The 22,736-nt window shown below is 70.8% G+C and carries 19 protein-coding genes; 9 read left to right on the top strand and 10 right to left on the bottom strand.

Annotated features, from left to right (window positions below; translation table 11 throughout):
* Positions 1-3: 3 nt before the first annotated feature.
* On the top strand, positions 4-450 hold the full coding sequence (locus OHA68_RS30945) for a GNAT family N-acetyltransferase (protein ID WP_189140034.1): 447 nt from the start codon (positions 4-6) through the stop codon (positions 448-450).
* Positions 451-470: 20 nt separating this feature from the next.
* The gene (coaE, locus tag OHA68_RS30950; protein WP_189140035.1) at positions 471-1,073 is read left to right on the top strand and encodes a dephospho-CoA kinase; all 603 of its coding nucleotides are present in this window, start codon (positions 471-473) and stop codon (positions 1,071-1,073) included.
* On the opposite strand, the gene OHA68_RS30955 is transcribed toward coaE, so the two are convergent.
* Positions 1,070-1,882, bottom strand: coding sequence for an SDR family NAD(P)-dependent oxidoreductase (locus OHA68_RS30955; protein WP_327103385.1), 813 nt, complete (start codon positions 1,880-1,882; stop codon positions 1,070-1,072). The genes coaE and OHA68_RS30955 overlap by 4 nt on opposite strands.
* 93 nt (positions 1,883-1,975) lie before the next feature.
* Between OHA68_RS30955 and OHA68_RS30960 the strand changes: the two genes are divergently transcribed.
* Positions 1,976-2,551 (top strand): TetR/AcrR family transcriptional regulator, encoded by a 576-nt coding sequence (locus OHA68_RS30960; RefSeq protein ID WP_327103386.1) that lies wholly within the window; start codon positions 1,976-1,978, stop codon positions 2,549-2,551.
* A gap of 96 nt (positions 2,552-2,647) precedes the next feature.
* Here OHA68_RS30960 and OHA68_RS30965 read toward each other — a convergent pair whose 3' ends face one another.
* The gene (locus tag OHA68_RS30965; protein WP_327103387.1) at positions 2,648-8,227 is read right to left on the bottom strand and encodes a WD40 domain-containing protein; all 5,580 of its coding nucleotides are present in this window, start codon (positions 8,225-8,227) and stop codon (positions 2,648-2,650) included.
* Positions 8,228-8,284: 57 nt separating this feature from the next.
* Here OHA68_RS30965 and OHA68_RS30970 point away from each other — a divergent pair, with 57 nt between their 5' ends.
* Positions 8,285-9,457 carry an ArsB/NhaD family transporter gene (locus OHA68_RS30970; protein WP_327103388.1) on the top strand — a complete coding sequence of 391 codons (1,173 nt, stop codon included), beginning with the start codon at positions 8,285-8,287 and terminating at the stop codon, positions 9,455-9,457.
* 38 nt (positions 9,458-9,495) lie between these two features.
* Entirely contained in the window at positions 9,496-9,957 is a 462-nt protein-coding gene (locus tag OHA68_RS30975) for a hypothetical protein (protein ID WP_189140037.1), read from the top strand.
* Positions 9,958-10,000: 43 nt separating this feature from the next.
* Here OHA68_RS30975 and OHA68_RS30980 read toward each other — a convergent pair whose 3' ends face one another.
* From OHA68_RS30980 to OHA68_RS31010, 7 genes are all read right to left on the bottom strand, one after another.
* Positions 10,001-10,153, bottom strand: a complete 153-nt coding sequence (locus tag OHA68_RS30980) for a hypothetical protein (protein ID WP_189140038.1) — start codon at positions 10,151-10,153, stop codon at positions 10,001-10,003.
* Between the two features lie 207 nt (positions 10,154-10,360).
* The gene (locus OHA68_RS30985; RefSeq protein ID WP_327103389.1) at positions 10,361-11,164 is read right to left on the bottom strand and encodes an inositol monophosphatase family protein; all 804 of its coding nucleotides are present in this window, start codon (positions 11,162-11,164) and stop codon (positions 10,361-10,363) included.
* Positions 11,165-11,174: 10 nt separating this feature from the next.
* Entirely contained in the window at positions 11,175-11,789 is a 615-nt protein-coding gene (locus OHA68_RS30990; protein ID WP_327103390.1) for a hypothetical protein, read from the bottom strand.
* A gap of 9 nt (positions 11,790-11,798) precedes the next feature.
* A complete protein-coding gene (locus OHA68_RS30995; RefSeq protein ID WP_327103391.1) occupies positions 11,799-12,875 on the bottom strand; it encodes a hypothetical protein in 1,077 nt (358 codons plus the stop codon).
* A 176-nt stretch (positions 12,876-13,051) separates the two neighbouring features.
* A complete protein-coding gene (locus OHA68_RS31000; protein ID WP_189140042.1) occupies positions 13,052-13,825 on the bottom strand; it encodes a sporulation protein in 774 nt (257 codons plus the stop codon).
* Between the two features lie 9 nt (positions 13,826-13,834).
* Complete coding sequence (locus OHA68_RS31005) at positions 13,835-15,064, bottom strand: SPFH domain-containing protein (protein WP_327103392.1); 1,230 nt, start codon at positions 15,062-15,064, stop codon at positions 13,835-13,837.
* A complete protein-coding gene (locus OHA68_RS31010) occupies positions 15,061-16,644 on the bottom strand; it encodes an SPFH domain-containing protein (protein WP_327103393.1) in 1,584 nt (527 codons plus the stop codon). Before OHA68_RS31010 ends, OHA68_RS31005 begins: the two co-directional genes overlap by 4 nt.
* Before the next feature lie 141 nt (positions 16,645-16,785).
* Here OHA68_RS31010 and OHA68_RS31015 point away from each other — a divergent pair, with 141 nt between their 5' ends.
* The 4 genes from OHA68_RS31015 to uvrB are packed head-to-tail and all read left to right on the top strand — an operon-like array spanning position 16,786 to position 20,943.
* Positions 16,786-17,703, top strand: a complete 918-nt coding sequence (locus OHA68_RS31015) for an ABC transporter ATP-binding protein (RefSeq protein WP_327103394.1) — start codon at positions 16,786-16,788, stop codon at positions 17,701-17,703.
* A complete protein-coding gene (locus OHA68_RS31020) occupies positions 17,700-18,554 on the top strand; it encodes an ABC transporter permease (protein ID WP_327103395.1) in 855 nt (284 codons plus the stop codon). The genes OHA68_RS31015 and OHA68_RS31020 overlap by 4 nt, the downstream gene beginning before the upstream one ends.
* Before the next feature lie 14 nt (positions 18,555-18,568).
* Complete coding sequence (locus OHA68_RS31025) at positions 18,569-18,802, top strand: helix-turn-helix transcriptional regulator (protein WP_189140046.1); 234 nt, start codon at positions 18,569-18,571, stop codon at positions 18,800-18,802.
* Positions 18,803-18,837: 35 nt separating this feature from the next.
* Positions 18,838-20,943: an excinuclease ABC subunit UvrB gene (gene uvrB / locus OHA68_RS31030; protein ID WP_327103396.1), complete on the top strand. Its 2,106-nt coding sequence runs from the start codon at positions 18,838-18,840 to the stop codon at positions 20,941-20,943.
* A gap of 482 nt (positions 20,944-21,425) precedes the next feature.
* On the opposite strand, the gene OHA68_RS31035 is transcribed toward uvrB, so the two are convergent.
* Entirely contained in the window at positions 21,426-22,421 is a 996-nt protein-coding gene (locus OHA68_RS31035) for an NAD(P)/FAD-dependent oxidoreductase (protein WP_327103397.1), read from the bottom strand.
* Positions 22,422-22,736 lie beyond the last annotated feature (315 nt).

The following is a 22,736-nucleotide window of genomic DNA, read 5'->3' on the forward strand; positions in this document are numbered from 1 at the left end:
CGAGTGGAGATCCAGCGGGCGGTGGCCGCGGACGCGGGCGAGATCCTGACCCTGCAGCGGGCGGCTTACGTGAGCGAGGCGCAGCTCTACGGCGATCCGTACATCCCGCCGCTGGTGGAGTCGCTCGATCAGGTGCGCAAGGCGATCGAGAACGGCGTGGTGCTCAAGGCCGTCGAGGCGGGCCGGATCGTCGGCGCGGTACGCGGCACGCCGGCGGGCACCACCTGCCTGGTGGGGCGGCTGGTCGTGGCGCCCGACCGCCAGGGTCAGGGGCTGGGCACCGCCCTGCTGACCGCGCTGCACGAGCAGGTGCCGGACGCGGCGGCGTTCGACCTGTTCACCGGTCATCTGTCGGGGTCCAATCTGCGCCTCTACCGGCGTCTGGGCTATCGGGAGACGCACCGGGAGCGCATGGACGACCACCTGACGCTGGTCCATCTGAGGCGTTAGCGGCCTATAAGCTGCCGTCTGTGTTGAAGATTGGGCTCACCGGCGGCATCGGGTCCGGCAAGAGCGAGGTGGCCAGGCGGCTGGCGGCCAGAGGCGCGGTCGTCATCGACGCCGACCGGATCGCCCGTGAGGTGGTGGAGCCGGGCACCCCGGGCCTGGCTCGGGTGGTGGCGACCTTCGGTGAGGGGGTGCTGCGGCCTGACGGCTCGCTCAACCGGGAGAAGCTCGGCGCGATCGTGTTCGCCGACCCCGACAAGCTGGCCTCGCTCAACGCGATCGTGCACCCGCTGGTGGGGGAGCGGGTGGCGCGGGCGCAGAGCGAGGCCGACGCCGACGCGATCGTGGTCTACGACGTGCCGCTGCTGGCGGAGAACAAGCTGGCGCCGATGTACGACGTGGTGATCGTCGTCGACGCCCCGGACGAGGTCCGCATCGCGCGCCTGGCCGAGCACCGGGGGATGCCGGAGCAGGACGCCAAGGCGCGCATCGCGGCCCAGGCGAGCCGGGAGGACCGGCTCGCGGTCGCGGACCTCGTGATTCCGAACGACGGCCCTCTCGACGAGCTCGAAGCCCGGGTCGCCGAGGTGTGGCAGGAGCTGCTGCTGCGCGCGAGCCGCGGCTAGAGCAGGCGGCTGGTCAGGTCGTACAGGCGGCGTGCGTCGCCCGGGTCCAGGGTGGGCAGTGACAGGTCGATCGGCTCGCGGCGGTCGTAGGCGAGCAGGGTGCCTTCGGGCGGGTCGTCCATCAGCTCGATGATCGGCTGGATGCTCTTGGCGACCGGTTGGGCGAAGAGCCTGGCCAGCACCCGGACGATGGATCGGGCGGGCTGGGAGAGGGTGCCGGTGCCGCTGTCGGTGAATCCCGGGTGGTGCAGCAGAAACCGGATGTCCGGGTGCTCGGCGGCGTAGGCGACGCCGAGCAGATCGGTGGCGCGGCCGCCCTGGAGGGTGGCCTTGATGGCGCCATAGCCGTGCTCCAGCCCCAGGTCGTCCCAGTGGACCTGGCCCTTGGTCATGCCCACGCCGCAGACGCTCACGATGACGGGCCGCTCCGCCTTGGCCAGCAGGCCGGTCAGGCCGTGGCTCAGCAGGAACCGGCTGACGTAGTAGAGGGCGAAGGTCGCCTCGAAGCCGTCAGCGGTCTCGACGCGGGTGCGGAAGTGTCTCATCGCGGTGAGGACCAGCCCGTCCAGCCGGTCGTGCCGGGCCTGGACCTCCTCGATGACGCGCCGGTTCTCGGCGACGGAGGTCAGGTCGGCGCGGATGAACGCGGCCCGCTCCCCGGCGCCCAGCCGCTCGGCGTCCTCGGCGAACCGGCGGCCCTTCGCCGGATCGCTGCCCACGACGGTCACCTGATCGCCCTGCCGTAAGTAGTGCAGAGCCAGTCCTTGCCCCATGCCGGTCGTGCCGCCTGCCACGACATAAGTGCGCATGCTTTGCCTCTCTTCAAGTCATCGAACGCTGACTTGCGAGACCGTAACACAAGCACCACCTACAATGTCAACGGTCGATGACTAGGAGGCGATGTGACGGCGCAGAGGAAGCGAGACCGGGAGGCGACCCGGGAGAGGCTGCTGGAGGTCGCCAGGCTGCGGTTCGCCCGGGACGGTTACGACGCCACCAGCGTGCGCGACATCGCCGGGGACGCGGACGTCGACGCCACCCTGATCTTCCGCTACTTCGGCTCCAAGAAGCGGCTCTTCGACGAGGCCAGCGCCCCCGGCGAGGCGCCCGCGGGCCTGCTCGACGGGCCGCCGGACGAACTGGTGGCCCGGATGATGCGCGAGGTCGTCTTCCACGACTGGTCCTCCTACGCGGGAGAGCACCCGCTGCTTGCCATGCTGAAATCCGCCGGCCACGAGGACACCAGGCAGCGCATCCGCCAGGAGGTGTGCGACACCTACGTCGCGGCGCTGGCGGGGCTGGCCGAGGGGCCGGACGCCCAGCTGCGCGCGGAGCTGCTCAGCGCCTGGCTGGTCGGGGTCGGCATCCTGCGCTCCGTGGTCGGCACCCCGGCCCTCACCGAAGCCGCCGCCGCCGACCTGGCCCCGCACGTGGCAGCGGTGGCGACGGGCCTGCTCGGCCGCCCGATGTCCGGGTAGCGATGGGCCTGCTCGGCCGCCCGATGTCCGGGTGGCGACGGGCTTGCTCGGCCGCCCGATGTCCGGGTGGCGACGCTCGGCCGCCCGATGTCCCGGCTAGAACGGCGCGTCGAGGGGCACCTGGCGGACCCCGGGCAGGTGCGCGTCCAGCTCACCCAGCTCGAACCGCGACATGCCGATGACATGCCAGAACTGCCCCGCCGTCTCCCCCTGGACCTTGTAGCGGCCGTCCGGCGCCAGCGCCGCCCAGCCCTCCGGCAGCCCGAGCAGGGTCATCCGGCGATCCGATCCCTCCCAGAGGATCACCACGCCGTCGTCGCCCGCGCTGGCCAGCAGGTCCGAGGAAGGGCTGAAGGCGACCGACCAGACGCGCCGCGCATGACCGGGGAGCGCGCGCAGCAGCCTGCCGGAGGTGGTGTCCCACACCCGCACCACGGCGTCGTCGCCGCCGGTGGCGATGCGGTCGCCGGCGGCGTTGAAGTCGACGGTCCACAGCCGTCTCGCGCCACCGTCGAAGGTGTGCCGCAGCAGCGGCTGCCAGGGCTGGCCCGGCCGCAACTCCCACAGCCTGGCGTGGCCGTCGTTGCCGGCGCTCGCCAGCAGGTCGCCCGAGGGCGAGAACACCACCGAGTAGACCCGGTCGGAGTGCCCCTCCAGAGTCGCCACCCGGCCGCCGGAGTCCACGTGCCAGATCCGTACCAGCCGGTCGTCGCAGCCGGTGGCGACGTAGCGGCCGTCCGGGCTGAAGGCGATCGAGCGGACCCGGCCGCGGTGGTCGGTGAGGCTGGCGACCAGCCGGCCCGTCGCCCGCCACCAGATCCGCACGCTGTCGTCGTCGTTGGCCGTGGCCAGTTTGGTGCCGTCGGGGCTGAACGCCTCCGCCCACACGTGGTCGGTCTCGGCGTTGAGCTCGCGCTCGTAGTCGCCGGTGGTGGCGTTCCAGAAGTGCACGCCGCCGTCGTTGCTGGAGGTCGCCAGCACCGGCCCGGCGGGGGAGAACAGCGCGGAGATCAGCCGGTCGGCCTGGCCGGTGAACTCGCGCAGCCGTCGCCCGGTGCGGGCCTCCCACACGCGCACGACGCCGTCGTTGCCGCTGGTCGCCAGCATGGAGCCGTTGGCGCTGAAGCGGACCGAGGTGATGCGCCTGCCGTGCCCGCGCTGCACGCGCTGGCACTGGCCCGACTCCGGGTCCCACAGCCGGACCGTGCCGTCGTTGCTGCTGGTGGCGAGCTGCTCGCTGTCGGGCCGCCACGCGAACGGCCACACCGAGCTGCGGTGACCGCTCAGCTCGACACGCTGCGGCCTGCCGACCGTCTGCAGCCGCACCACGCCGGCGGAGTCGCCGGTGGCCAGCGTACGGCCGTCGGGGGAGAAGGCCACCTGGTAGACGGCGGCGGCGTGGGTGGTGTGCAGGCCGCGGAACTCGCCCGAGGAGTCCCACAGCCGCACGTCGCCGGAGGTGTCGCCGGTGGCCAGCAGCGAGCCGTCGGGCGAGAACGTGACGCAGTAGATGCTGCCCCGCAGGCCGGTCAGCGCGTGCCGCCGCGTCCAGGTGGCGGTGTCCCACACCCGCAGCGTGCCCGCTCCGTCGCCGGTGGCCAGCACCGAGCCGTCCGGGCTGTGCACGGCGCGGTAGACGGGGCCGCGGTGGTCGTCCATGGTCCTGGCCAGCTCGCCGGTGGACAGGCTCCAGATGCGCAGCATGCCCGCCGCGTCGCCGGTCGCCAGCACGTTCCCGTGGAAGGAGGCCGTGTAGATGGGCGCCTGGTGACCGGTCAGCTCGTGCAGCAGGTCGCCGGTGGCGGTGTTCCAGACCCGGACCACGCCGTCGCCGCCGCCCGCCGCGAGCAGCTCTCCCGAAGGGCTGAACCGTACCGGCCAGACGCCGTCGCGGTGGCCGGTCAGGGCGCGCAGCCGCACGCCGGTGAGGGGGTCCCACAGCATGACGACGCCGTCGCTCGCGCCGGTCGCCAGCAGGTCACCGGCGAACGAGACGGAGTAGACGCGGCCGGTGTGCCCCTGCAGGGTGCGCACCGGCAGCCCGCCGACGCACAGCAGCACGCCGCCGTCCTCGTTGCCGATCGCGATGGTCGAGCCGTCCGGACTGTAGGCGATCGGCTCGGGCAGGCGGCTGGTGTGGAAGTTGTATCCGTACGGCACGCCGATCGCGGCGGGCGCGAGCTGCGTCTCGACCGGGTGACCCGGCACCACGGCGGCGCCCGGCAGGTGCGGCGGCGTGCCGGTCACGTTGATCAGGGTGGCGCGGTGCCACCGGGCGCCCTCGGCCGACACGTCGCTCAGGTCCGTGCGCGCCAGCCGCGCCCCGGACAGGTCGGCGCCGCCCAGGTCGGCGCCGGTGAGCACGGCGCCGTCGAGCCGCGCCCCGACCAGCTTGGCGTCCCGCAGGACCGCCCTGGACAGGTTGGTGCCCGCGAGGGTCGCGTCGGTCAGGTCGGCCCCGGTCAGGTCCACCTCCTGCAGATCCCTGGCCGACAGGTCCTCGCCCTTCAGGTTCGCGCCGCGCAGGTCGGCCCGGGCGGGGGTGCGCAGCCGGGCCGCGATCTTCACGGCGTTCGCGCGGGACACGTCGTCGGCGGGCGGATCGGCCACCCACGCCCGCAGCGCCCGCACGTCGGCCAGGTCGCACAGGAACTCGACGGTCAGCGCCGACAGCGGCCGGCGCGACAGCGCCACGGGCGCGTCGATCGTCGCCGCCACGTGCCTGGCGATCAGCCACTCCATCACCGAGGAGTGAATGAACCCGAACATCCCCTCCTCGGTCCGCACCAGCAGGCTGCCCGACCCCATCGCGTAGGCGGTGTGCGCGGCCGAGAGCTGGCCGCTGGCCAGATCGGCCAGCGTCTCGGCGATCTCGGTCAGCTCGTCCACACCGAGCAGTGACTCGCCGGAGTCCCACAGCCGCAGCGCCAGCGCCGTCACCACCTGCCACAGCTCCGCGGTGGACAGGGTGGCGGGCGACCCCGGCACCTTGACCCGCCGCTCCTCGAAGGCCAGCCAGGACTGCAGGATCTCTTCGTACAGCAGCGCGGGGCTGATCGTGTGCCGCGCCTGGGCCACCGTGCGCAGCCGGTCGGCGTCGAGGTCGGCGATGAAGCTCAGCATCCGCGGGTTCTGGGCCAGGGCCAGCAGGTCCCTGATGCCCTCCATCAGCGACATCCGGGCGGCGGCCTCGTCACCGTCGTTGAACCGGTTGGCGAGGTAGGAGCGGATCTGGTCGTAGGTGAAGTCCTCCAGGCCCAGCACCCGCCGCTGCGGCAGCACGCCCACCATCTCGCCGAGCGAGGTCAGCACCTGACTGTGCGACTTGAAGTGCTGGGTACGGCTGGCGACCACGATCTTCGCCTTGTCCTCCGCCGCGGCCAGTAACGTCGCCAGGTGGTCGGCCGCCCGGTCGTAGGTGAGCCGGGTGACGAGCTCGTCGAAACCGTCGAACAGCAGCACGATCCGGCCCTGCCTGAGCAGGTAGCGGAAGGCCTTGAGGTCGATGAGCTCCTCGCCGTGGTTGGCCAGGTGCGCGGCCACCAGCCCGTCCACCGAGTGCGCTTTGTCCAGGGCGCGCAGCTCGATGAGGACGGGCGTCAGGTGCGGCAGCTCGGCCGGGATGCGCCGGGCCAGCTCGCGCAGTGCGAACGTCTTGCCGTGCCCGAAGTCGCCGAGCAGCAGCAGGAACCTGCCGTGGTCGGTGGCCAGCAGCCGCATGAGCTCGTCGGTGAGCCCTTCTCTGATCTGGTGGCCGGGCCGGTCGAGCTCGCGGTAACGCTGCGGGACGTACAGCGCGGGCGGGTAGCGGCGGTCGGTGGTGAGCCTGGCCGTCTGCTCGGCGGCGTAGCCGGACAGGTCGAGCAGGCCCTGGAACTCGGTGAAGCTGCGCAGCCGCACCCCCCTGCGCATGAGGTCCTCGCGCAGCGTGCGCGACGGCGGCGGCCCCTGGTAGACCAGCTCCGCCGCCAGCTCGCTCGCGTGCGCCTGCCGGACGAACTCGGCGGCGTCCTCGGCGGTGAGCTCGCCCGCGTGCGCGCCGATCATCAGCTGGCGGACGAACCCGTCGTCGGGGTGGGTGACCACCAGATGGCCGGGCATGCGGCGGATCCTGGCCCGCTCGTGCCTGGCCTCGCAGACCTCGGTGATCCGGTCGAGCAGCAGCTCGACCGGGGTGGGCTGGCGCCGGTCCTGCCCCGGGGCCGAGCCGCCACCGGGGGGCGGGCCGGCGGGCGTCTCGCCGGTGAAGGTGGCGCGGGCGGCCCGCCAGACGTGCCGGACCCGGGCGGGCGCGCCGCCGTCGGGCAGCCAGGTGCGGATCCCCTCGGGGGTGATCTCGATGACCTGGTGGCGGCGGGGCGCGGTGACGGCCCCCGCGGCGGGGTCGCCGGACCCCTGGAAGAGCAGGTTGAGCCGGTGGGCCAGGAGCCGTTCGAAGGCCGGCGCGTCGTGCAGCGCGGCGGGCGGGTGCCCGATGGCGCCCAGGCGCAGCCAGCCCTGCTCCTCGTAGGGCCGCAGCCGCTCGGCGAACCAGGCGGCCTGTCCCTCACCGAGCATGGCGTAGGCGTCGCGCTCCAGGTGGCTCATCGCCATCGTCGAGTTGAGCCCGGCAACGACCACCTTCAGGTCGGGCACCTCGAACACGGTCCACGGCTGCCCGACGTCGAACACCCGGTCGTCGAGCCCCTGATAGACCTCGCCGAACAGGCCGGCGAAATGCCGCCACTTGGGCCAGTAGGGCGGCTGCGGGCTGACGTCGTCGGCCTCGCAGGTGAGGAAGTAGGCGCTGGCCGCGGCCTTGGTGACGTCGCGCGGGCCCGGCACGATCACCAGCCGGTGCGGCTCCAGCCCGAGCAGCAGCCGCAGGTCGGTGACGAACCGGGTGGCCTGCCCGAACTGCCGCAGGCTGCCGGACTCGGTCAGGTCGCCGCTGGCCACGATGAGGTCGGGCCGGGGCGTGCCCCTGTCGTACATGGCGGTGAGGTCGGCCCAGATCCGGGCCTGGATGTCCTCGGGGGTGAACGGCTCGCCCGGGTCCGGCAGCCCCCGCCCGAACCGGGGGCCGGCCAGGTGCAGCACGCTGAGGGAGTCACGCCGGGCGTGCGGGGCGGCGGCGGGCGGGAACTTCGGCGCGCTCACCGGACTGCGGCGGGTGCGCACTCCGCTGCCGCCGCCGGGCGGCGGCAGCGTCGGCGGTGGGGCGGGCAGGTCCGAGCCGGTCGGGAACGTGGGCGCGGCCTCGGGCTTGGCCCGGCCGTTCAGCGCCTCCCTGACCCGGCCGAGCAGCAGCGCCCTGGCGTGCCCTGGATCGGTCACGCCCAGCAGGTCCACCCAGGTGATCGTGGACAGCAGCCCGTCGAGCCGGACGTCCTCCAGTCGGATGGTGACCAGCTTGTTCGACGGGGCGTCGGGGTCGGCGCGCATCGCCGCCTGCCACTCCATCCGGCCGTAGCGGGAGCTCAGGTAGTTGCGCGAGAGCACCGCCACGACGAGCTGCGCCTCGCTGACGCCGCGGTCCATGAAGTCGATGAAGTTGGTGCCGGGGACGAAGTCCCACGCCTGGATCATCGTGCGGTAGCCGGCCGCCTCCAGCTCCCAGGCGATCCATGTCGCCCAGGCCGTGTCGGCGGGGGAGTAGCTGACGAAGATCTGTGTCGGCCTTCCGTCACGTGCCATTCCCTCAGTATCGCCCGTGGGGTCGGCGTTTCGCATGCCGTGTGCGATCATCGTCGGGTGTTGCGGCGTCTTGGCGTGCTCGACTGGATCAGGGTCGGGCTGCTCGTGCTCGGTCTGGTCTTCGTGGCCACCGGGCTGCTCCCGCTGCCGGTCGCCCGGGAGAGCATGGGCGAGATCGGGCCGTTGCTGGTGTTCCTGGTGGGGATCATCGTGCTGGCGGAGCTCACCAAGGAGGCGCAGGTCTTCGACGTGATCGCGGCCAGGATGGCGGTCCTCGGCCGCGGCAACTACGTTGCCCTCTTTCTCCTCTGTACGGCCTTCGCGTCATTTATCACGATTTTTCTGAACTTGGATACGACGGCGGTGCTGCTCACGCCGGTCATGCTGGCCCTGGCCCCCAAGGCCCGCATCGCCGCCCTGCCGCTGGCCATGACCACCATCTGGTTCGCCAACACCGCGAGCCTGCTGCTGCCGGTGTCCAACCTGACGAACCTGCTGGCCATGGAGGCCATCGACCTGTCGCCGCTGGAGTTCGCGGCCCGGATGTGGGCCCCGCAGGTCGTCGCGATCATGGTCACCATGGCGTTCCTGTGGGCCTTCTTCTGGCGCAGGGGCGAGCGGCGCGAGGCGCGCTACACGCCCCCGCTGCTGGAGCCGATCGCCGACCGGGTGCTGTTCGGCGCCGCCTCGGTCGCCTGCCTGCTGTTCATCGGCGCGCTGCTGGCGGGGGTGGAGGTGTGGACGGCGGCGACGGTGGCGGCGCTCATCGTGGTGGTCGCCTTCGCGGTGCGCGACCGCGGGCGGCTGACCTGGCGGCTGGTGCCGTGGCAGCTGCTCATCTTCGTGACCGGCCTGTTCCTGGTGGTGCCCACGCTCAGCAGGTACGGTCTGGCCGACCTGATGGGCTGGCTGCTCGGCGTCGAGCGGGACCCGTACCGCACGGCCGCCGTCGGGGCCGGGCTGTCCAATCTGCTCAACAATCTGCCCGCCTTCAAGGCCGTCGAGGAGGTCATCCCGGCCGACGACCGAGGTCAGCTTCTCGCCCTGCTCGTCGGCGCCAACGTGGGCCCGGTCATCACGCCGTGGGCGTCGCTGGCGACGCTGCTCTGGTTCGAGTCGTGCCGCCGCCACGACGTCAAGGTGCCGATGCGCCGCTTCCTGCTCACCGGTGCCGGCCTGGCCGTCGTGGGCCTGGCGGCGACGACCTGGGCCCTGGTCACCTTCGGTTGAGGGCTCGTCACCGGTTGATCTAGAGGACAATGGCCACCATGGCCAAATCACCTCTGAACAGATGTTTCGGTCTTGTCCTCCTGGCCGCCGTCGGGCTGACCGCCTGCAGCGGCGGCGGCACCGTGACGACCGCGTCCTCGATCGTGCCCCCCAGCGCGTCGGCCAAGGCGTCGGCCGAGCCGTCCGCCACCGTCTCGGTGATCCCGCCGAAGGCGGTCCGGCTGGTCAAGCTCGAAGTCCTCGGCAAGGGGAAGGCCGCTCAGCCGATCATGTACAACGCGGACGAGAGCGGCGTCGAGAACGAGGCCAAGCTGCCCTGGTCCAGGACCGCCCAGATCGAGCTCACCGGCGCCGAGCAGGAAGTGGGCCGCCTGGTCTCGATCGTGGCGGGGTCGGTCCGGGCCGCCAACGGCCAGTTCAAGCCGGCCCCCTGCCGGATCATCGTGGACGGCGAGAAGGTCGCCTCAGGCAAGGGGTCGTGCAAGTACATGCTCAAGTAGCCGCCGTCCGGCGCGGGCGGGCACCTGCTCAAGGAGCCGCCGCTCAGCGGCGGCGGATCGTCATGGACCGTGCCGACCGGCGCCGGTTCGGGGCGCTGTCCTCGGCCTCCTCGGCCGGCTCCTCCTCCGACGGCCGGGGACCGACCACCGCCGCGAACCACGGATGCGCCCACCGGGAGGCGCGCTCGCCGCTCATGCCGCCTCCAGCGGCGGGCGCGGCACACTGGCTCCAGGATGCGACGAGGCGGAGAGCACCGTCGCCGACTCGGTCACACTCAGCTCCATGGTCGGATCCGTCAGCAACGCCGACATGGTGTTTCTCCTTTCCGCACCCTCTGGTACAGACGTCGGACCGGGCGGGAAGCGCTCTTCGCCGCCGGGCCATGCGCATATCTTCAGTGATTCATCGATGGACAAGGGACAGCAGGGCCTGCATGGCCTCCGGGTGGGCCGCCACGAAGCTGCGGTCCTCGACCGTGCCCTCGATGTTGTCCTCGAAGGGCCCGCCGTCCAGCGCCCGGATCTCGATCCCGGCCTCCTGCGCGATCAGCGCGCCCGCGGGCAGGTCCACGGCCTCGGCCTGGTAGCCGACCATGCCGTCGATGTCTCCACGTGCCAGCATGGCCCACGACAGCAGCGGCGCCCACAGCTGCAGCACTCGCCGGGAGCCGAGCTCCAGCGCGTGCCTCAGCTCGCGCACCTTTGTGTCGTCCCTGGTCACAGCATACCCCTGGGTCCAAGCGAGGAGTGGGCCATGGGACGAGGGCCGGTGGCGGGCGGCCATCCGCGCGCCCGGGGACGCCAGCGCGCCACGGCCGCGGACCGCCGACCACGTCTGCGCCGACACCGGGTCGTGCACCACGCCCAGCATCGGCCGGCCCGCCCGGCACAGGGCCAGGCCCACGACGTAGGCGGGCAGGCCGATCGCCACGTTGTTGGTGCCGTCGAGCGGATCGATCAGCCAGGTCCACTCGGCGCCCGAGACGCCCAGCAGCCCCGACTCCTCGGCGATGACCGTATGGGACGGGTAGACCGTGAGGATCCGCTCCAGCAGCAGCTTCTCCGAGGCCAGGTCCAGATCGGTCACCACGTCCCCCGAGCCGCCCTTGGGGCGGACGCCGATCGGCTGCCTGGTGCCGTCCAGGAGCAGCTTCCCCGCCGCCTCGGCGGCGTCCACGGCGAGCGCGCGAGCGTGATCCAGATCCATCGGGCATCCCTCAGCTCACATGGGCGGTGATCAGGCGTACGGCGAGCGCCGTCTCCTCGGCGTCGAGCGGCCGCCTCGACACGTGGTGATCGCCCGCGCCGAGCGGGCCGAGTGACAGGTCGTGGCTGCCCGGGTGGCCCCGCCCGAGCGCGATCGTGGCGGCCTCGCCGCCCTCCGGCACGACGCTGCTGTGGAAGCGGTCCGCCGGCAGGGTGTAGAGGTCGCCGGGCCCGAACGACTCCACCACCCCGGTGGCCTGCCGCACGGTGCGGCGGGTGGGAGAGATGCGGTCGCCGTCGACGCCGCTGACGACCTCGAACACGCGGTGCGTCGCGTCCAGCTCCGCGTCCGTGACCACCGCGTGCACGTTGCGCACCTGGCCATACAGCACGTGGCTGACCAGATCCCAGCTGTGACAGTGGATCTGCGAGGTGGTGCTGCGCGCCGGGGCGAACGAATCCGACCACAGGTGGATACATACCCCCTCGCCGCCGTCTCGCTCCAGCGGCAGGCAGACGAATCCGAGCGGATGGCGTACGGCTCGCACCTCGCCGGACAGGGCCGCCAGCGCCCAGGCGCCGGCCCGGCCCTGGATGATCTGCTCGTAGACGCCCTGGTAGCTCATGCCGTGTCCTTACGTCCCGTCTTGCCCGTGAACGGCCGGCTCACCGTAGGGATCCATGGCGCGCAGCGCCTTCCTGGCGATGTCCACCACGTCCCGCCCGTTGTAGGACTTGGGCAGCGGCGTCCCGATCCGCTCGAACAGCTCCTGCACCTCCTCGATGGTGGGCTCGTCACTGAGCGGCACCCGTTTGTACGTCTCCAGCGGCACCCGCCGCGCCTGCTCGAAGCTGAGGCGCAGCTCGGTGTCGCAGTTCTCGTAGTAGAAGGTGTCGGCCAGCGCCGTCATCGCCCGGTTCGGATCCTCCACCGTCATGATCAGGCGGGTGCTCGACAGGTCCCAGCGGAAGGTGGTCATCGTGGCGGACAGGCCGACGCCGATGTCCAGCAGCCCGTAGCGCTGCCGGTGCCAGAACGCGGCCAGGATCGTGGCGTAGGACTCCTTCCTGACCCGGTCGGTCGTCCACGTCTCGCCGGTGCCGTCCGGCAGGTCGGACAGCGATCGGCGGTAGTGGGCGTAGGTCTCGCAGACCTCGGTGTCCGCCGGGTCGATGACCTCGATCCGTACGGTCAGGTGGCGTTTGTCGCGGCGGGCGGCGGCCACGCACAGCGGCAGGGTGACGGCGCGCAGGTAGGTGCCGGTGCCGCCCTTGAAGCTCCACCGGGCGGTGTCCTTGCGCGCCTCGGCGTGCGCCTGGGCGATCTCCTGCCGGCTGCCGAGCACCCTGACGAGCTGCAGCGCGTCCAGGGCCTTGCGGGTGCCGGTGACCAGGTGCTCGATCTGCTCCAGGCGCTGCAGCCGCACCGGGAGCTGGGCGAGCGCGCCGGAGGTGATGCTCTCCTCGACGGGGGCCTGCCGGGCCCGGTCGCGCAGCAGCGCGGTGGCCACCAGCGCGAGGATCACCAGCGTGGCGGCGGTAACGAACTTGGCCTGGACCTTGGCGCCCTGCTCCGGATCGGCGGCGAACATCTCCTCGGGCATGATGCCGAGCACGCCCACGACGATGGCCAGCGCCAGCGCGATCGCCACATCGGCGTTCTGCGCCGCCCACGGGGCGACCTGCTTGAGCGCCCCCACCAACCGTGCCATCGCTCGCCCCGCATCCGACGATCAGTCAGTCCCCTGGTCATGTTAACGACCACGTCATGCCAGCGGCTAGCAGGTTAAAAGGCGCGGGTGTCGTACCCCTTGAGGGCTTGTGCCAGCTTGGCGACGCGGACGGGCGGCGGCGAGCTTCCGCTCGTCGCCGCCCGTCCGTCGCTCGGCTAGAACCAGCCGCGCTTGCGCGCCATCTGCTCCAGGCCGCTCTGCAGCGCCTGCTCGGCCGCGCCGGGGTGTTCGTTGTGCCGTACGGTGAAGCGGTTGTAGGCGTCGTGGCCGGAGGACAGGAAGCCGCCCCGCTTGTCGGCCTCCAGGATGACGTCCACCTGGTGCGGCCCGGTGATGAAGGTCAGCTCCAGCTCGTTGAAGTGGCTGCGCCACCGGCCGCCCGCGTAATACTCGATCTCCTGGAAGAACGGCATCGTCGAGCCGCGCAGCGTGCCGCGTTCGAGGTCGGCCTTCTTGAACTGGAAGCCCAGCCGGTCCAGCGCGGCGATGATCTGCTCCTGCGCCGGCAGCGGCGCGACGAACAGCGGGTCGAGGTCACCCTTGTCCAGGGCGCCGGCCAGCGCCAGCTCGGTGTGCACGCCCAGCCGCATGCCGCGCAGCGGCTGCCCGGCGATCGCGCTGATCGGCGTCTCCCACGGGACGGGGATCTGGAACGGCTGCGCGTGCTGCGCGCCGGAGGCCAGCTGGAACGAGCCCGCCACCTGCTGGCGCAGGAAGCTGTAGGTCGTCTTGTACTCGTTGTCGCCGGACTCGACCTCGACCACCGCGGTGAGGTCGATGAAGATGCCCTCCACCTTGGCGTCGGAGCCGCCGCCCTTGAAGTTGACCACCCCGCGCAGCGGCTCACCGGGGCGCACGGTGGCGTTGGTCAGCACCGTGTCGACTTCGACACCCGCGCCGAACGCGGCCATCAGCTTGCGGAACACCATGAGTTCTCCCTATGAGGTCGGTGCCGGGCCGTTCGCGCCGGCCGAGATGCGGGGGAGCAGCTGGGCCAGCAACAGGGTGGAGAGCGCGGAGTCGCCGGTGCCCGCCTGGGTGCGGACCACCAGCGGCTGGGGAGCGTTCTCCGCGAGCTTGGCGCCCACGTCGAGGCGCCTGCGGGCCAGCTCGTACTGCAGCACGGCCCGGTTGTCCCGGTAGGAGGCGGCCAGCCTGCGCAGGGCCTTGGCCTCGTTCTCGGCGGAGGTGAGCTCGGCGCGGCCGCGCGCCTCGATCTCCCAGCGCACCCGCTGCGCCTCGGTCGCCTGCTCCTCCAGCATCCGCGCCACGTCCTTGCGCGCGGTGTTGTGGGCGGCCTTGACCTCCACGACGCGGGCGTCCCTGGTCTTCTTGGAACGCTCGATCTCCATCAGCAGCGTGTCGATGCGGCGCTTGCGGGTCAGCTCCCACTCGCGCTCGTAGGCCGACAGCTCCTTGGCCACCTTCTCGCGGGTGGACAGGTGCTGCTGGTAGGTGTCGGGCAGCTGCAGGTCGGGGATGTTGGCGCCGGTGATGCGCACGCCGTAGCGGCCGAGCTGGCGGTTGAGCGCGTCCTGCATGTCACCGACGTCGGAGCCGCGCAGGTCGTAGGCCCGCTCGGTGTTGACCCTGCGGCTGCGCTGCCTGATCGCGTCCTGTACGGCGCTCGACAGCACCAGGTCGAAGTTGCCGGCCCCGATCGTGCGCACGAACGCCACGGGGTCCACGATACGGAACTTCAGGAAGAACTCGATCGACTTCAGCGGCACGTTCTCGGCCGTGGGGCAGGCCACGATCGGCGCCGAGTAAGGGATCTCGGTGGAGGTGTCGACCACCGCGTCCACCCGGTCCCACGGCAGCCAGAGGTAGTGCCGGCCGGGGGACAGCGTGCCGGTGATGGCGCCCCAGTGGCTGTGCACCCCCGTGGTGCCCTCCTCGATCTCGATGATCGCCCTGCGCCACATCCAGATCAGCCCGACGACCAGGAAGAACACCGCCGCCAGCGCGGCCACGACGGTCGCGTCGGTGAGTGCGGCCATCCCGGCGCAGTAGATGGCGATGAAGACCAGGGTCATCCAGGCGAACCCGCGCCGGTCCTTGGGGATCACGACGGGCACGAGCTGGCCCTGCTCGCCGCCGCGCAGGAGCTGGCGGATGTCGGACCAGGAGGCCACCGACTCCTTGATCTTCGAGAACTGGCGGCTCATCGGACCTCACCCTCGATGCTCGGCACAGTGGCGGACACGGTGACGATGTCCGCGTCCGGTGCCTCGTTGACCTCTTCCGCGACCTGCTGGAGCAGCGCGTCGATCTCCGCCTGGCGGCCCGAGACGCGGGCGCCGATCTCCGACAGCCTGGACCGGATCGCGGCCATGTCCTCGGGCGAGAACAGCGCCGCGCCCTTGCCGCCGACGAGCTGCTGGGCCAGCGCCAGGAAGTCGATGTCGGTCTGCTCGCCCACCTGCACCACCTGGGGCAGCCGGGCCGAGACCGACTCCAGCTTGTCCAGCAGATCCTGCTGGAAGCGGTAGTCGAGGATCTCCGGCGCCTCCGCGGCGCTGAGCGCCCGGATGTCCAGCGCCTGCGCCTCCAGCAGGGCCGAGTTGGCCTTGGCCGAGGACTCGGCCTCGACCAGGCGCTGCCTGGCCTGCGCGGTGGCCTGGTGGCTGGCCCGCTCCAGGGCGGTGTCCATGCGCGCCTGATAGCCGGCGATCTCCGCCTGGATCCCGCTCAGCGTCTCCTGCAGCCCGGCGAGCTCCTTGACCAGGTCGCCCTCGTTCTGCTCCTTGCGCAGCTGCAGCTCGTACTCGTAGGTGTAGGCCTCCTTGGCCACCCGCACCATCTCGGGGGCGGCCAGGTCCATGCGGTACTCCTGGCTGGACGGCTCGGCGTGGGTGATGTTCACGTCCGTGAGCCGTACGGCGGGCAGGAACTGCTGGTTGAGGTTGTCCAGCATGCCGACCGTGCTCTCGCCCACCAGGTCGTAGATGTCCTCGGCCCGCTGGGCGTAGATCAGGGACCGGGTGACCTCGCTGATGGCGTTCTGGAGCTTGGACTGGAAGCCGCTCACCGAGCCGAGCACGAAGATGAACTCGGCCGGGTTCTCGATCCTGAACTGCAGGAACAGGTCGACGCTCGCCTTGACGCCCTGCTGGGTCGGCGCCTCGCTGATGGGAGCGTTGAACGGGTATTCGCGGGTGGTGTTGACGATGTAGCTGACCCGCTTCCACGGGTTGAGCAGCGTCACCCGGCCCGGGTCCGCGATCTGCACCATCTTGCCGAACTTGGTGATCAGCGCCTTGCACCCCTCGGGCACCATGACCACGCTGCGCCGCCACCACAGGAACGCGGCGGCCAGCACCAGCACGACCCAGTAGTGGGGGCCGAAGAACAGGTCGGTGTTGGGGATGACGTTGCCGAGCGCGCCGATCAGGCCGAGCACCACCAGGACGCCCAGTTGCAGGACCACCTTCGCGACGTTGCCCTTGGGGATCACCACGGGAGAGATGACGTGCATGCCGTTCTCGGCGAAGCTGCGGTTGACGATCTCACCGGCGTCGTTCAGCGACGCGGTGCGCGCCTCGATCTGGGTGCCGATCGACACCCCGCCGTCGCGGGCGGCGGCGAAGTCATGGGGATTGAGCGCGAACCCCTGCGCCTGCTGTCCGAGCTGCTGCCCGGCCTGGCCGATCGCCTGCCCCACGGCCTGCCGGACGTTGCCTCCCTGGACGACCGCCTGGGCTACGCCCTGGCCTGCCTGGATAAGGGCCTCTCTTGGTCGTGACATCGCACCTTCCTCTTCCGCTTCAGGCGGATTCGACCGTATCGGGTGCGACTTAATGTTCGCTTGCACCGGAATATCGCAACACTGTTGCCATTCGTAGTAGCTGTGCTATCAATGTAGTAGACCTACTACAAGGAGGGGGTCATGAGCGCCATCAGGGCTCTGGATGGAGACATCAATGTGACAAACGCCGGCAGCGCGCTCGAAGTCAGCGGATTGCACATGAACTACGGACCGCTGGAGGTGCTGCGCGGCGTCGACTTCAGCGTGGCCCCCGGCGAGGTGATCGCGCTGCTCGGACCCAACGGCGCGGGCAAGACCACCACGATCGAGATCCTCGAAGGCTTCCGCATGCCCTCCGCCGGGCACGTGCGGGTGCTCGGCACCGACCCGGCGAAGGGCGACGAGCGGTGGCGGGCCAGGCTGGGCGTCGTCCTGCAGTCCTGGCGCGACCACGGCCGCTGGCCCGTGCACCAGCTCCTCGATCACCTGGGCCGCTACTACACCCCCTATTCCACCGCGAGCAGGCCCAGGCCCCTCGACACCGGCGAGCTCATCGAGGCCGTCGGCCTCACCGAGCAGGCCGGCCGGCGCGTCAACCGGCTCTCCGGCGGCCAGCGCCGCCGCCTCGACGTCGCCATCGGCATCGTCGGCCGCCCCGAGGTGCTCTTCCTCGACGAGCCGACCGCGGGCTTCGACCCGCAGGCCCGCCGCGACTTCCACGACCTCGTGCACCGGCTGTCGGACCTCGACGACACCACCATCCTGCTCACCACCCACGACCTGGACGAGGCCGAGAAGCTCGCCGACCGGATCCTCATCCTGACCGGTGGCCGGATCATCGCCGACGGCAGCGCCGACCGCCTGTCCCGCGAGGTCTCCCGCGACGCGCAGGTCCGCTGGAGCCGCGCCGGCGAGCACTTCGTGCACGCCACCGACGACGCCACCGGCTTCGTACGCGGCCTGTTCGCGCAGTACGGCGAGGAGATCGACGACCTCGAGGTACGGCGCGCCACGCTGGAGGACACCTACATGGCCATCCTGAAGAAGGAGGAAGGATGAACCCGACGTCGTACGCGGCCCGGCTGGGGCTGTCCAGGGGCTGGATCGAGTTCAAGCACAGCTTGACCAACCCGCAGGACATCGGTTTCACCATCGTCACCACGGCGGCCTTCGTCGTCGTGCTCTACTTCCAGCGCGACGCCAAGGTGCCGGGCACCGACCTGTCACTGGCCGCGGCCACGCTGCCGGGCGTCCTCGGCATCGGCATGGCCTTCAACGGGCTCGCCGGAGCCGTCGGCGCGCTGGCCGTCGAGCGCGAGGACGGCACCCTGCTCCGGGCCAAGGCGCTGCCGCAGGGCATGGTCGGCTACCTCGTCGGCCGGATCGTGTCGCTCTCGCTCGCCGCCGTTTCCGGCCTGCTGATCGTGCTCGTCGCCGGCCTGTTCCTGGTGCCGGAGCTGACCGGGGCGGGACTCGGCGCATGGCTCACCGTGGCGTGGGTGGCCGCCCTGGGGCTGGTGGCCACCCTGCCGTGGGGTGCGGTGATCGGCTCGCTGGCCAACAGCCCGCAGGCGGCAGCGGGCCTGTCGATGCTCCTGTTCGGCGCGCTCTCCAGCGTCTCCGGCATCTTCTACCCGATCACCGCGCTGGCCACCTGGCTGCAGGCCGTCGCCCAGGCGTTCCCGCTCTACTGGCTCGGCCTCGGCATGCGCGCGGCGCTGCTGCCGGACGCGGCGGCCGCCGCCGAGCTCGGCGGCTCCTGGCGGCCCCTGGAGACGCTCGGCGTGCTCCTCGCCTGGTCCGTCGCCGGGCTCGTGCTGGCGCCGCCCATCTTGCGCAGGATGGCCAGGCGCGAATCGGGCTCGCTGATGACCGCGCGCCGCGAGCGGGCACTGCAGCGCATCGGCTGAGAAGATGGGCGACGATGAGCGAGACCGTCTACAACCGCATCGCCCTGCTGCGCGCCGAACGCGGAGTCACCCGCAGGCAGCTGGCCGACACCCTCGGCGTGCACTACCAGACCGTCGGTTACCTCGAACGCGGCGAATACAGTCCCAGCCTCTACCTGGCGCTGCGCATCGCCGACTACTTCGACGTGCCCGTCGAGGTGATCTTCTCCACCACGCCCTTCCCCCGCATCGGTGAGCGGACCGGCTGAGGGTTTCTGTCGGTGGGGTCGCCTACATTGGCAGGATGCGACCGGTGACAGATTTGCAGCGGAAGGTGGCGCCCTTCGAGGTCGTCACCGAGATGACTCCCTCCGGCGACCAGCCGACGGCCATCGCCGAGCTGGAGCGCCGCATTCTGGCCGGGGAGAAGGACAACGTCCTGCTGGGCGCCACGGGCACGGGCAAGACGGCCACCGTGGCCTGGCTCATCGAGCGGCTGCAGCGGCCCACGCTCGTCATGCAGCCCAACAAGACGCTCGCCGCCCAGTTCGCCAACGAGCTGCGGGAGATGCTGCCCAACAACGCGGTCGAATACTTCGTCTCCTATTACGACTACTACCAGCCTGAGGCGTACGTCCCGCAGAGCGACACCTACATCGAGAAGGACTCCTCGATCAACGACGAGGTGGAGCGGCTGCGTCACTCGGCGACCAACTCGCTGCTCACCCGCCGCGACACCATCGTGGTCGCCTCCGTCTCCTGCATCTACGGCCTCGGCACGCCTCAGGAATACGTCGACCGCATGGCCCGGCTGCGCGTCGGCATGGACGTCGACCGCGACCAGCTGCTGCGCCGCCTCGTCGACATGCAGTACGCCCGCAACGACCTCGCCTTCACCCGCGGCACCTTCCGGGTGCGCGGCGACACCATCGAGATCATCCCCAAGTACGAAGAGCTCGCCGTCCGGATCGAGATGTTCGGCGACGAGATCGAGAAGCTGTCCACCATGCACCCGCTGACCGGCGAGGTCATCACGGAGGACGAAGAGCTCTACATCTTCCCCGCCTCCCACTACGTCGCCGGCGAGGAGCGGATGACGGCGGCCGTCACCGGGATCGAGGCCGAGCTGGCCGAGCGGCTGTCGGAGCTGGAGCGGCAGGGCAAGCTGCTGGAGGCCCAGCGGCTGCGCATGCGCACCACCTACGACCTGGAGATGATGCGGCAGATCGGCACCTGCTCCGGGATCGAGAACTACTCGCGGCACATGGACGGCCGCTCGCCCGGCAGCGCGCCCAACACGCTGCTCGACTACTTCCCCGAGGACTTCCTGCTCGTCCTCGACGAGTCCCACCAGACCGTGCCGCAGATCGGCGCCATGTACGAAGGCGACGCCTCCCGCAAGCGCACCCTGGTCGACCACGGCTTCCGGCTGCCGTCGGCGCTCGACAACCGGCCGCTGAAGTGGGAAGAGTTCCTGGAGCGGATCGGGCAGACGGTCTACCTGTCGGCCACCCCCGGGCCCTACGAGCTCGGCCGGGCCAAGGGCGAGGTCGTCGAGCAGGTCATCCGGCCCACCGGGCTCATCGACCCCGAGATCGTCGTCAAGCCGACCAAGGGGCAGATCGACGACCTGGTGCACGAGATCCGCGAGCGGGCCGAGCGTGATGAGCGGGTTCTGGTCACCACGCTCACCAAGAAGATGTCCGAGGACCTGACCGACTACCTCCTGGAGCTCGGCATCCGGGTGCGTTACCTGCACAGCGAGGTCGACACGCTGCGGCGGATCGAGCTGCTGCGCGAGCTCCGGACCGGGGAGTACGACGTGCTGGTGGGGATCAACCTGCTGCGCGAGGGGCTTGACCTGCCCGAGGTGTCGCTGGTCGCCATCCTGGACGCCGACAAGGAAGGGTTCCTGCGGTCGGAGACCTCGCTGATCCAGACCATCGGGCGGGCGGCTCGTAACGTGTCCGGGCAGGTGCACATGTACGCCGACAAGGTGACGCCGTCCATGGAGCGGGCCATTGACGAGACCAACCGGCGGCGGGCCAAGCAGGTGGCCTACAACGAGGCTCGGGGGATCGATCCGCAGCCGCTGCGGAAGAAGATCGCGGACATTCTGGACTCGTTGCAGCGGGAGGACGCTGATACGCAGCAGCTCATGGGGGGTGGGCGGCAGCAGTCTCGGGGCAAGGCGCCGGTGCCTGGGTTCGCGGCCAAGGCGGGGCAGCATGCTCGGGCCATCGCTGGGGAGCTGCCTCGGGCGCAGATGGAGTCTTTGATCGAGTCGTTGACTGAGCAGATGCATCAGGCTGCGGCTGATCTGCAGTTCGAGGTGGCTGCTCGGTTGCGGGATGAGATCAAGGAGCTTAAGCGGGAGTTGCGGGATATGCGGGAGGCTGGGGTCAAGTAGCCCCCTTTTGTGCGTCTTGGGGGTGCGTGGCCGCGGAGGTGGGCGGGCGTTCCGGCCGACCGCGATTGCCTGGGCTCTGGTGATGTTCGCCTTCGGCCTCGGGCGGGCGCGGCGGTACTTGGCACGGTCTTAAGTCGGCCGGAACGCCCGCCCACCTCCGCTCGACTGTTCCCGGCCTGCTTCTTGCCGGGCGCCGTTGTGCGGGCTGGGGCTTCGGGGTTTGCCGGCATCGCCGATGCTGAAGCACGTCGCTGGGCTTCGGTGCTGGGAGCTCGCCGTAGCTGAAGCCGTCACTTTCCGGCACACGTGCGGGTTGGTCGCCGCAGCGACGAGCTGACCTCTCACGGTCGCTCGCCCTCCGTAGCGGGCATGATGTTCGCCTTCCGCTTTTGTGCTTGTGCCTCTGTCGCCGGCGGTTTTGGTGGCAGGTCGTGTCGTCCGTCATTGCTTGCGCTGTGGCCGGGGATAGCAGGGGGCTGATGTCAGGCGGTGGCCTTGAGGGCTGTGTTGGTGTCGGCGGTGGTCAGGTGGGCGTTGATGTGGGCGCCGGCCAGGGCGCCTGCTGCGGCGGAGGTGCCCACTTGGGCGGTCAGGTCTGTGGCGTTGCCGGCGACCCATACGCCTGGGACCTCGGTGGTGCCGGCCGTGCCGGAGGCGAAGCGGCTGCCCATGTTGTCGGGCAGGTCCTCCATCGGCAGCTTCAAGCCGTTCAGGCCCTCGGTGCGGGCCCGCATCCGGGTGGCGACCGCGAGGACGCGGCGGGCCACGACCGTGCCGTCGGTCAGGCGCACCCCCGCGATGCCGCTGTCCTCGCTCGTCACGACCTCCTGTATCGGGGTGTCGATGATGCGGATGTCGCGGGCGGCGAAGCGCGCTCGGGTGTCGTCGTCGAGATCCGTGCCCTGGGTGAAGTAGATGAGATCGTCGGTCAGCTGGCGGAACAGCAGCGCGTGGTGGATCGAGGCGGGGCCGGTGGCGAGGACGCCGATCGGTTCGTCGCGCACCTCCCAGCCGTGGCAGTACGGGCAGTGCACCACACCGTGCCCCCAGTGCTCGGCGAGGCCGGGCACGTTCGGCAGTACGTCCCGCAGGCCGGTGGCCACCAGCACGCGGCGTGCCGTCACCGTGCGGCCATCGGCCAGGCCGACCTCGAAACGCAGATCACCGTCGAGGGTCGGGGCGGCCGGCTCGGCAGAGGTCACGTCTCCGAAGACGACCCGGCCGCCGTACTGGCGCACCTGCTCCCGGCCGCGCTTGAGCAGCTCGGTGGGCGGCGTGCCGTCCAGCACGATGAAGCCGTGCATGGCATCGGCAGGCGCGTTGCGGGGCGTCCCGCTGTCGATCACGATGACCGAACGGCGGGAGCGGGCCAGCATCAGGGCACCGTTCAGGCCCGCGGCGCCGCCGCCGATCACCACGACGTCCACGGTCTCACCGGTCAGTGCGTCACTCGCGTACGCGGAAGTCCGTACAGACATGTCGCGTCCTTTCGTCGTGCGGGCCCGGCCCTTCGGGCCCTTCTGTACTTCTGTGTACGACGTTAGGTCCGTCTTGCACCAAAGGCATATGATGTTGCCTATGGAGCAATAAATCGGTGACGTTGACAGCCTCGTACGCAAATACATCCGGGCTCTGCGGGTCGCACAGGGCTGGTCCCTGGAAGAGCTGGCCGCCCGCGCCGCCAACGCGCCCGCCGTACGGGGGCGTCTTGCGTGTGGGGCACCGTTAGGCGGCAACATCTTGCGTATAACGGGAGACGTCATGCCATGTAAGCAAAGTCGCCTTAGGGTGGC

Origin of the sequence: Nonomuraea glycinis (assembly GCF_035920485.1) — a bacterium.
Lineage (GTDB): Bacteria > Actinomycetota > Actinomycetes > Streptosporangiales > Streptosporangiaceae > Nonomuraea > Nonomuraea glycinis.

What these genes read in the sequence shown, in the direction of transcription:
- OHA68_RS30975 (WP_189140037.1), top strand. Translation starts at nt 9,496, where the DNA reads ATGGCCAAATCACCTCTGAACAGATGTTTCGGTCTTGTCCTCCTGGCC.
- uvrB (WP_327103396.1), top strand. Translation starts at nt 18,838, where the DNA reads ATGCGACCGGTGACAGATTTGCAGCGGAAGGTGGCGCCCTTCGAGGTC.
- OHA68_RS31035 (WP_327103397.1), bottom strand. Translation starts at nt 22,421, where the DNA reads ATGTCTGTACGGACTTCCGCGTACGCGAGTGACGCACTGACCGGTGAG.
- OHA68_RS30980 (WP_189140038.1), bottom strand. Translation starts at nt 10,153, where the DNA reads ATGAGCGGCGAGCGCGCCTCCCGGTGGGCGCATCCGTGGTTCGCGGCG.
- OHA68_RS31010 (WP_327103393.1), bottom strand. Translation starts at nt 16,644, where the DNA reads ATGTCACGACCAAGAGAGGCCCTTATCCAGGCAGGCCAGGGCGTAGCC.
- OHA68_RS30965 (WP_327103387.1), bottom strand. Translation starts at nt 8,227, where the DNA reads ATGGCACGTGACGGAAGGCCGACACAGATCTTCGTCAGCTACTCCCCC.
- OHA68_RS30990 (WP_327103390.1), bottom strand. Translation starts at nt 11,789, where the DNA reads ATGAGCTACCAGGGCGTCTACGAGCAGATCATCCAGGGCCGGGCCGGC.
- OHA68_RS30995 (WP_327103391.1), bottom strand. Translation starts at nt 12,875, where the DNA reads ATGGCACGGTTGGTGGGGGCGCTCAAGCAGGTCGCCCCGTGGGCGGCG.
- OHA68_RS30955 (WP_327103385.1), bottom strand. Translation starts at nt 1,882, where the DNA reads ATGCGCACTTATGTCGTGGCAGGCGGCACGACCGGCATGGGGCAAGGA.
- OHA68_RS31005 (WP_327103392.1), bottom strand. Translation starts at nt 15,064, where the DNA reads ATGAGCCGCCAGTTCTCGAAGATCAAGGAGTCGGTGGCCTCCTGGTCC.
- OHA68_RS31020 (WP_327103395.1), top strand. Translation starts at nt 17,700, where the DNA reads ATGAACCCGACGTCGTACGCGGCCCGGCTGGGGCTGTCCAGGGGCTGG.
- OHA68_RS31025 (WP_189140046.1), top strand. Translation starts at nt 18,569, where the DNA reads ATGAGCGAGACCGTCTACAACCGCATCGCCCTGCTGCGCGCCGAACGC.
- OHA68_RS31015 (WP_327103394.1), top strand. Translation starts at nt 16,786, where the DNA reads ATGAGCGCCATCAGGGCTCTGGATGGAGACATCAATGTGACAAACGCC.
- OHA68_RS31000 (WP_189140042.1), bottom strand. Translation starts at nt 13,825, where the DNA reads ATGGTGTTCCGCAAGCTGATGGCCGCGTTCGGCGCGGGTGTCGAAGTC.
- OHA68_RS30985 (WP_327103389.1), bottom strand. Translation starts at nt 11,164, where the DNA reads ATGGATCTGGATCACGCTCGCGCGCTCGCCGTGGACGCCGCCGAGGCG.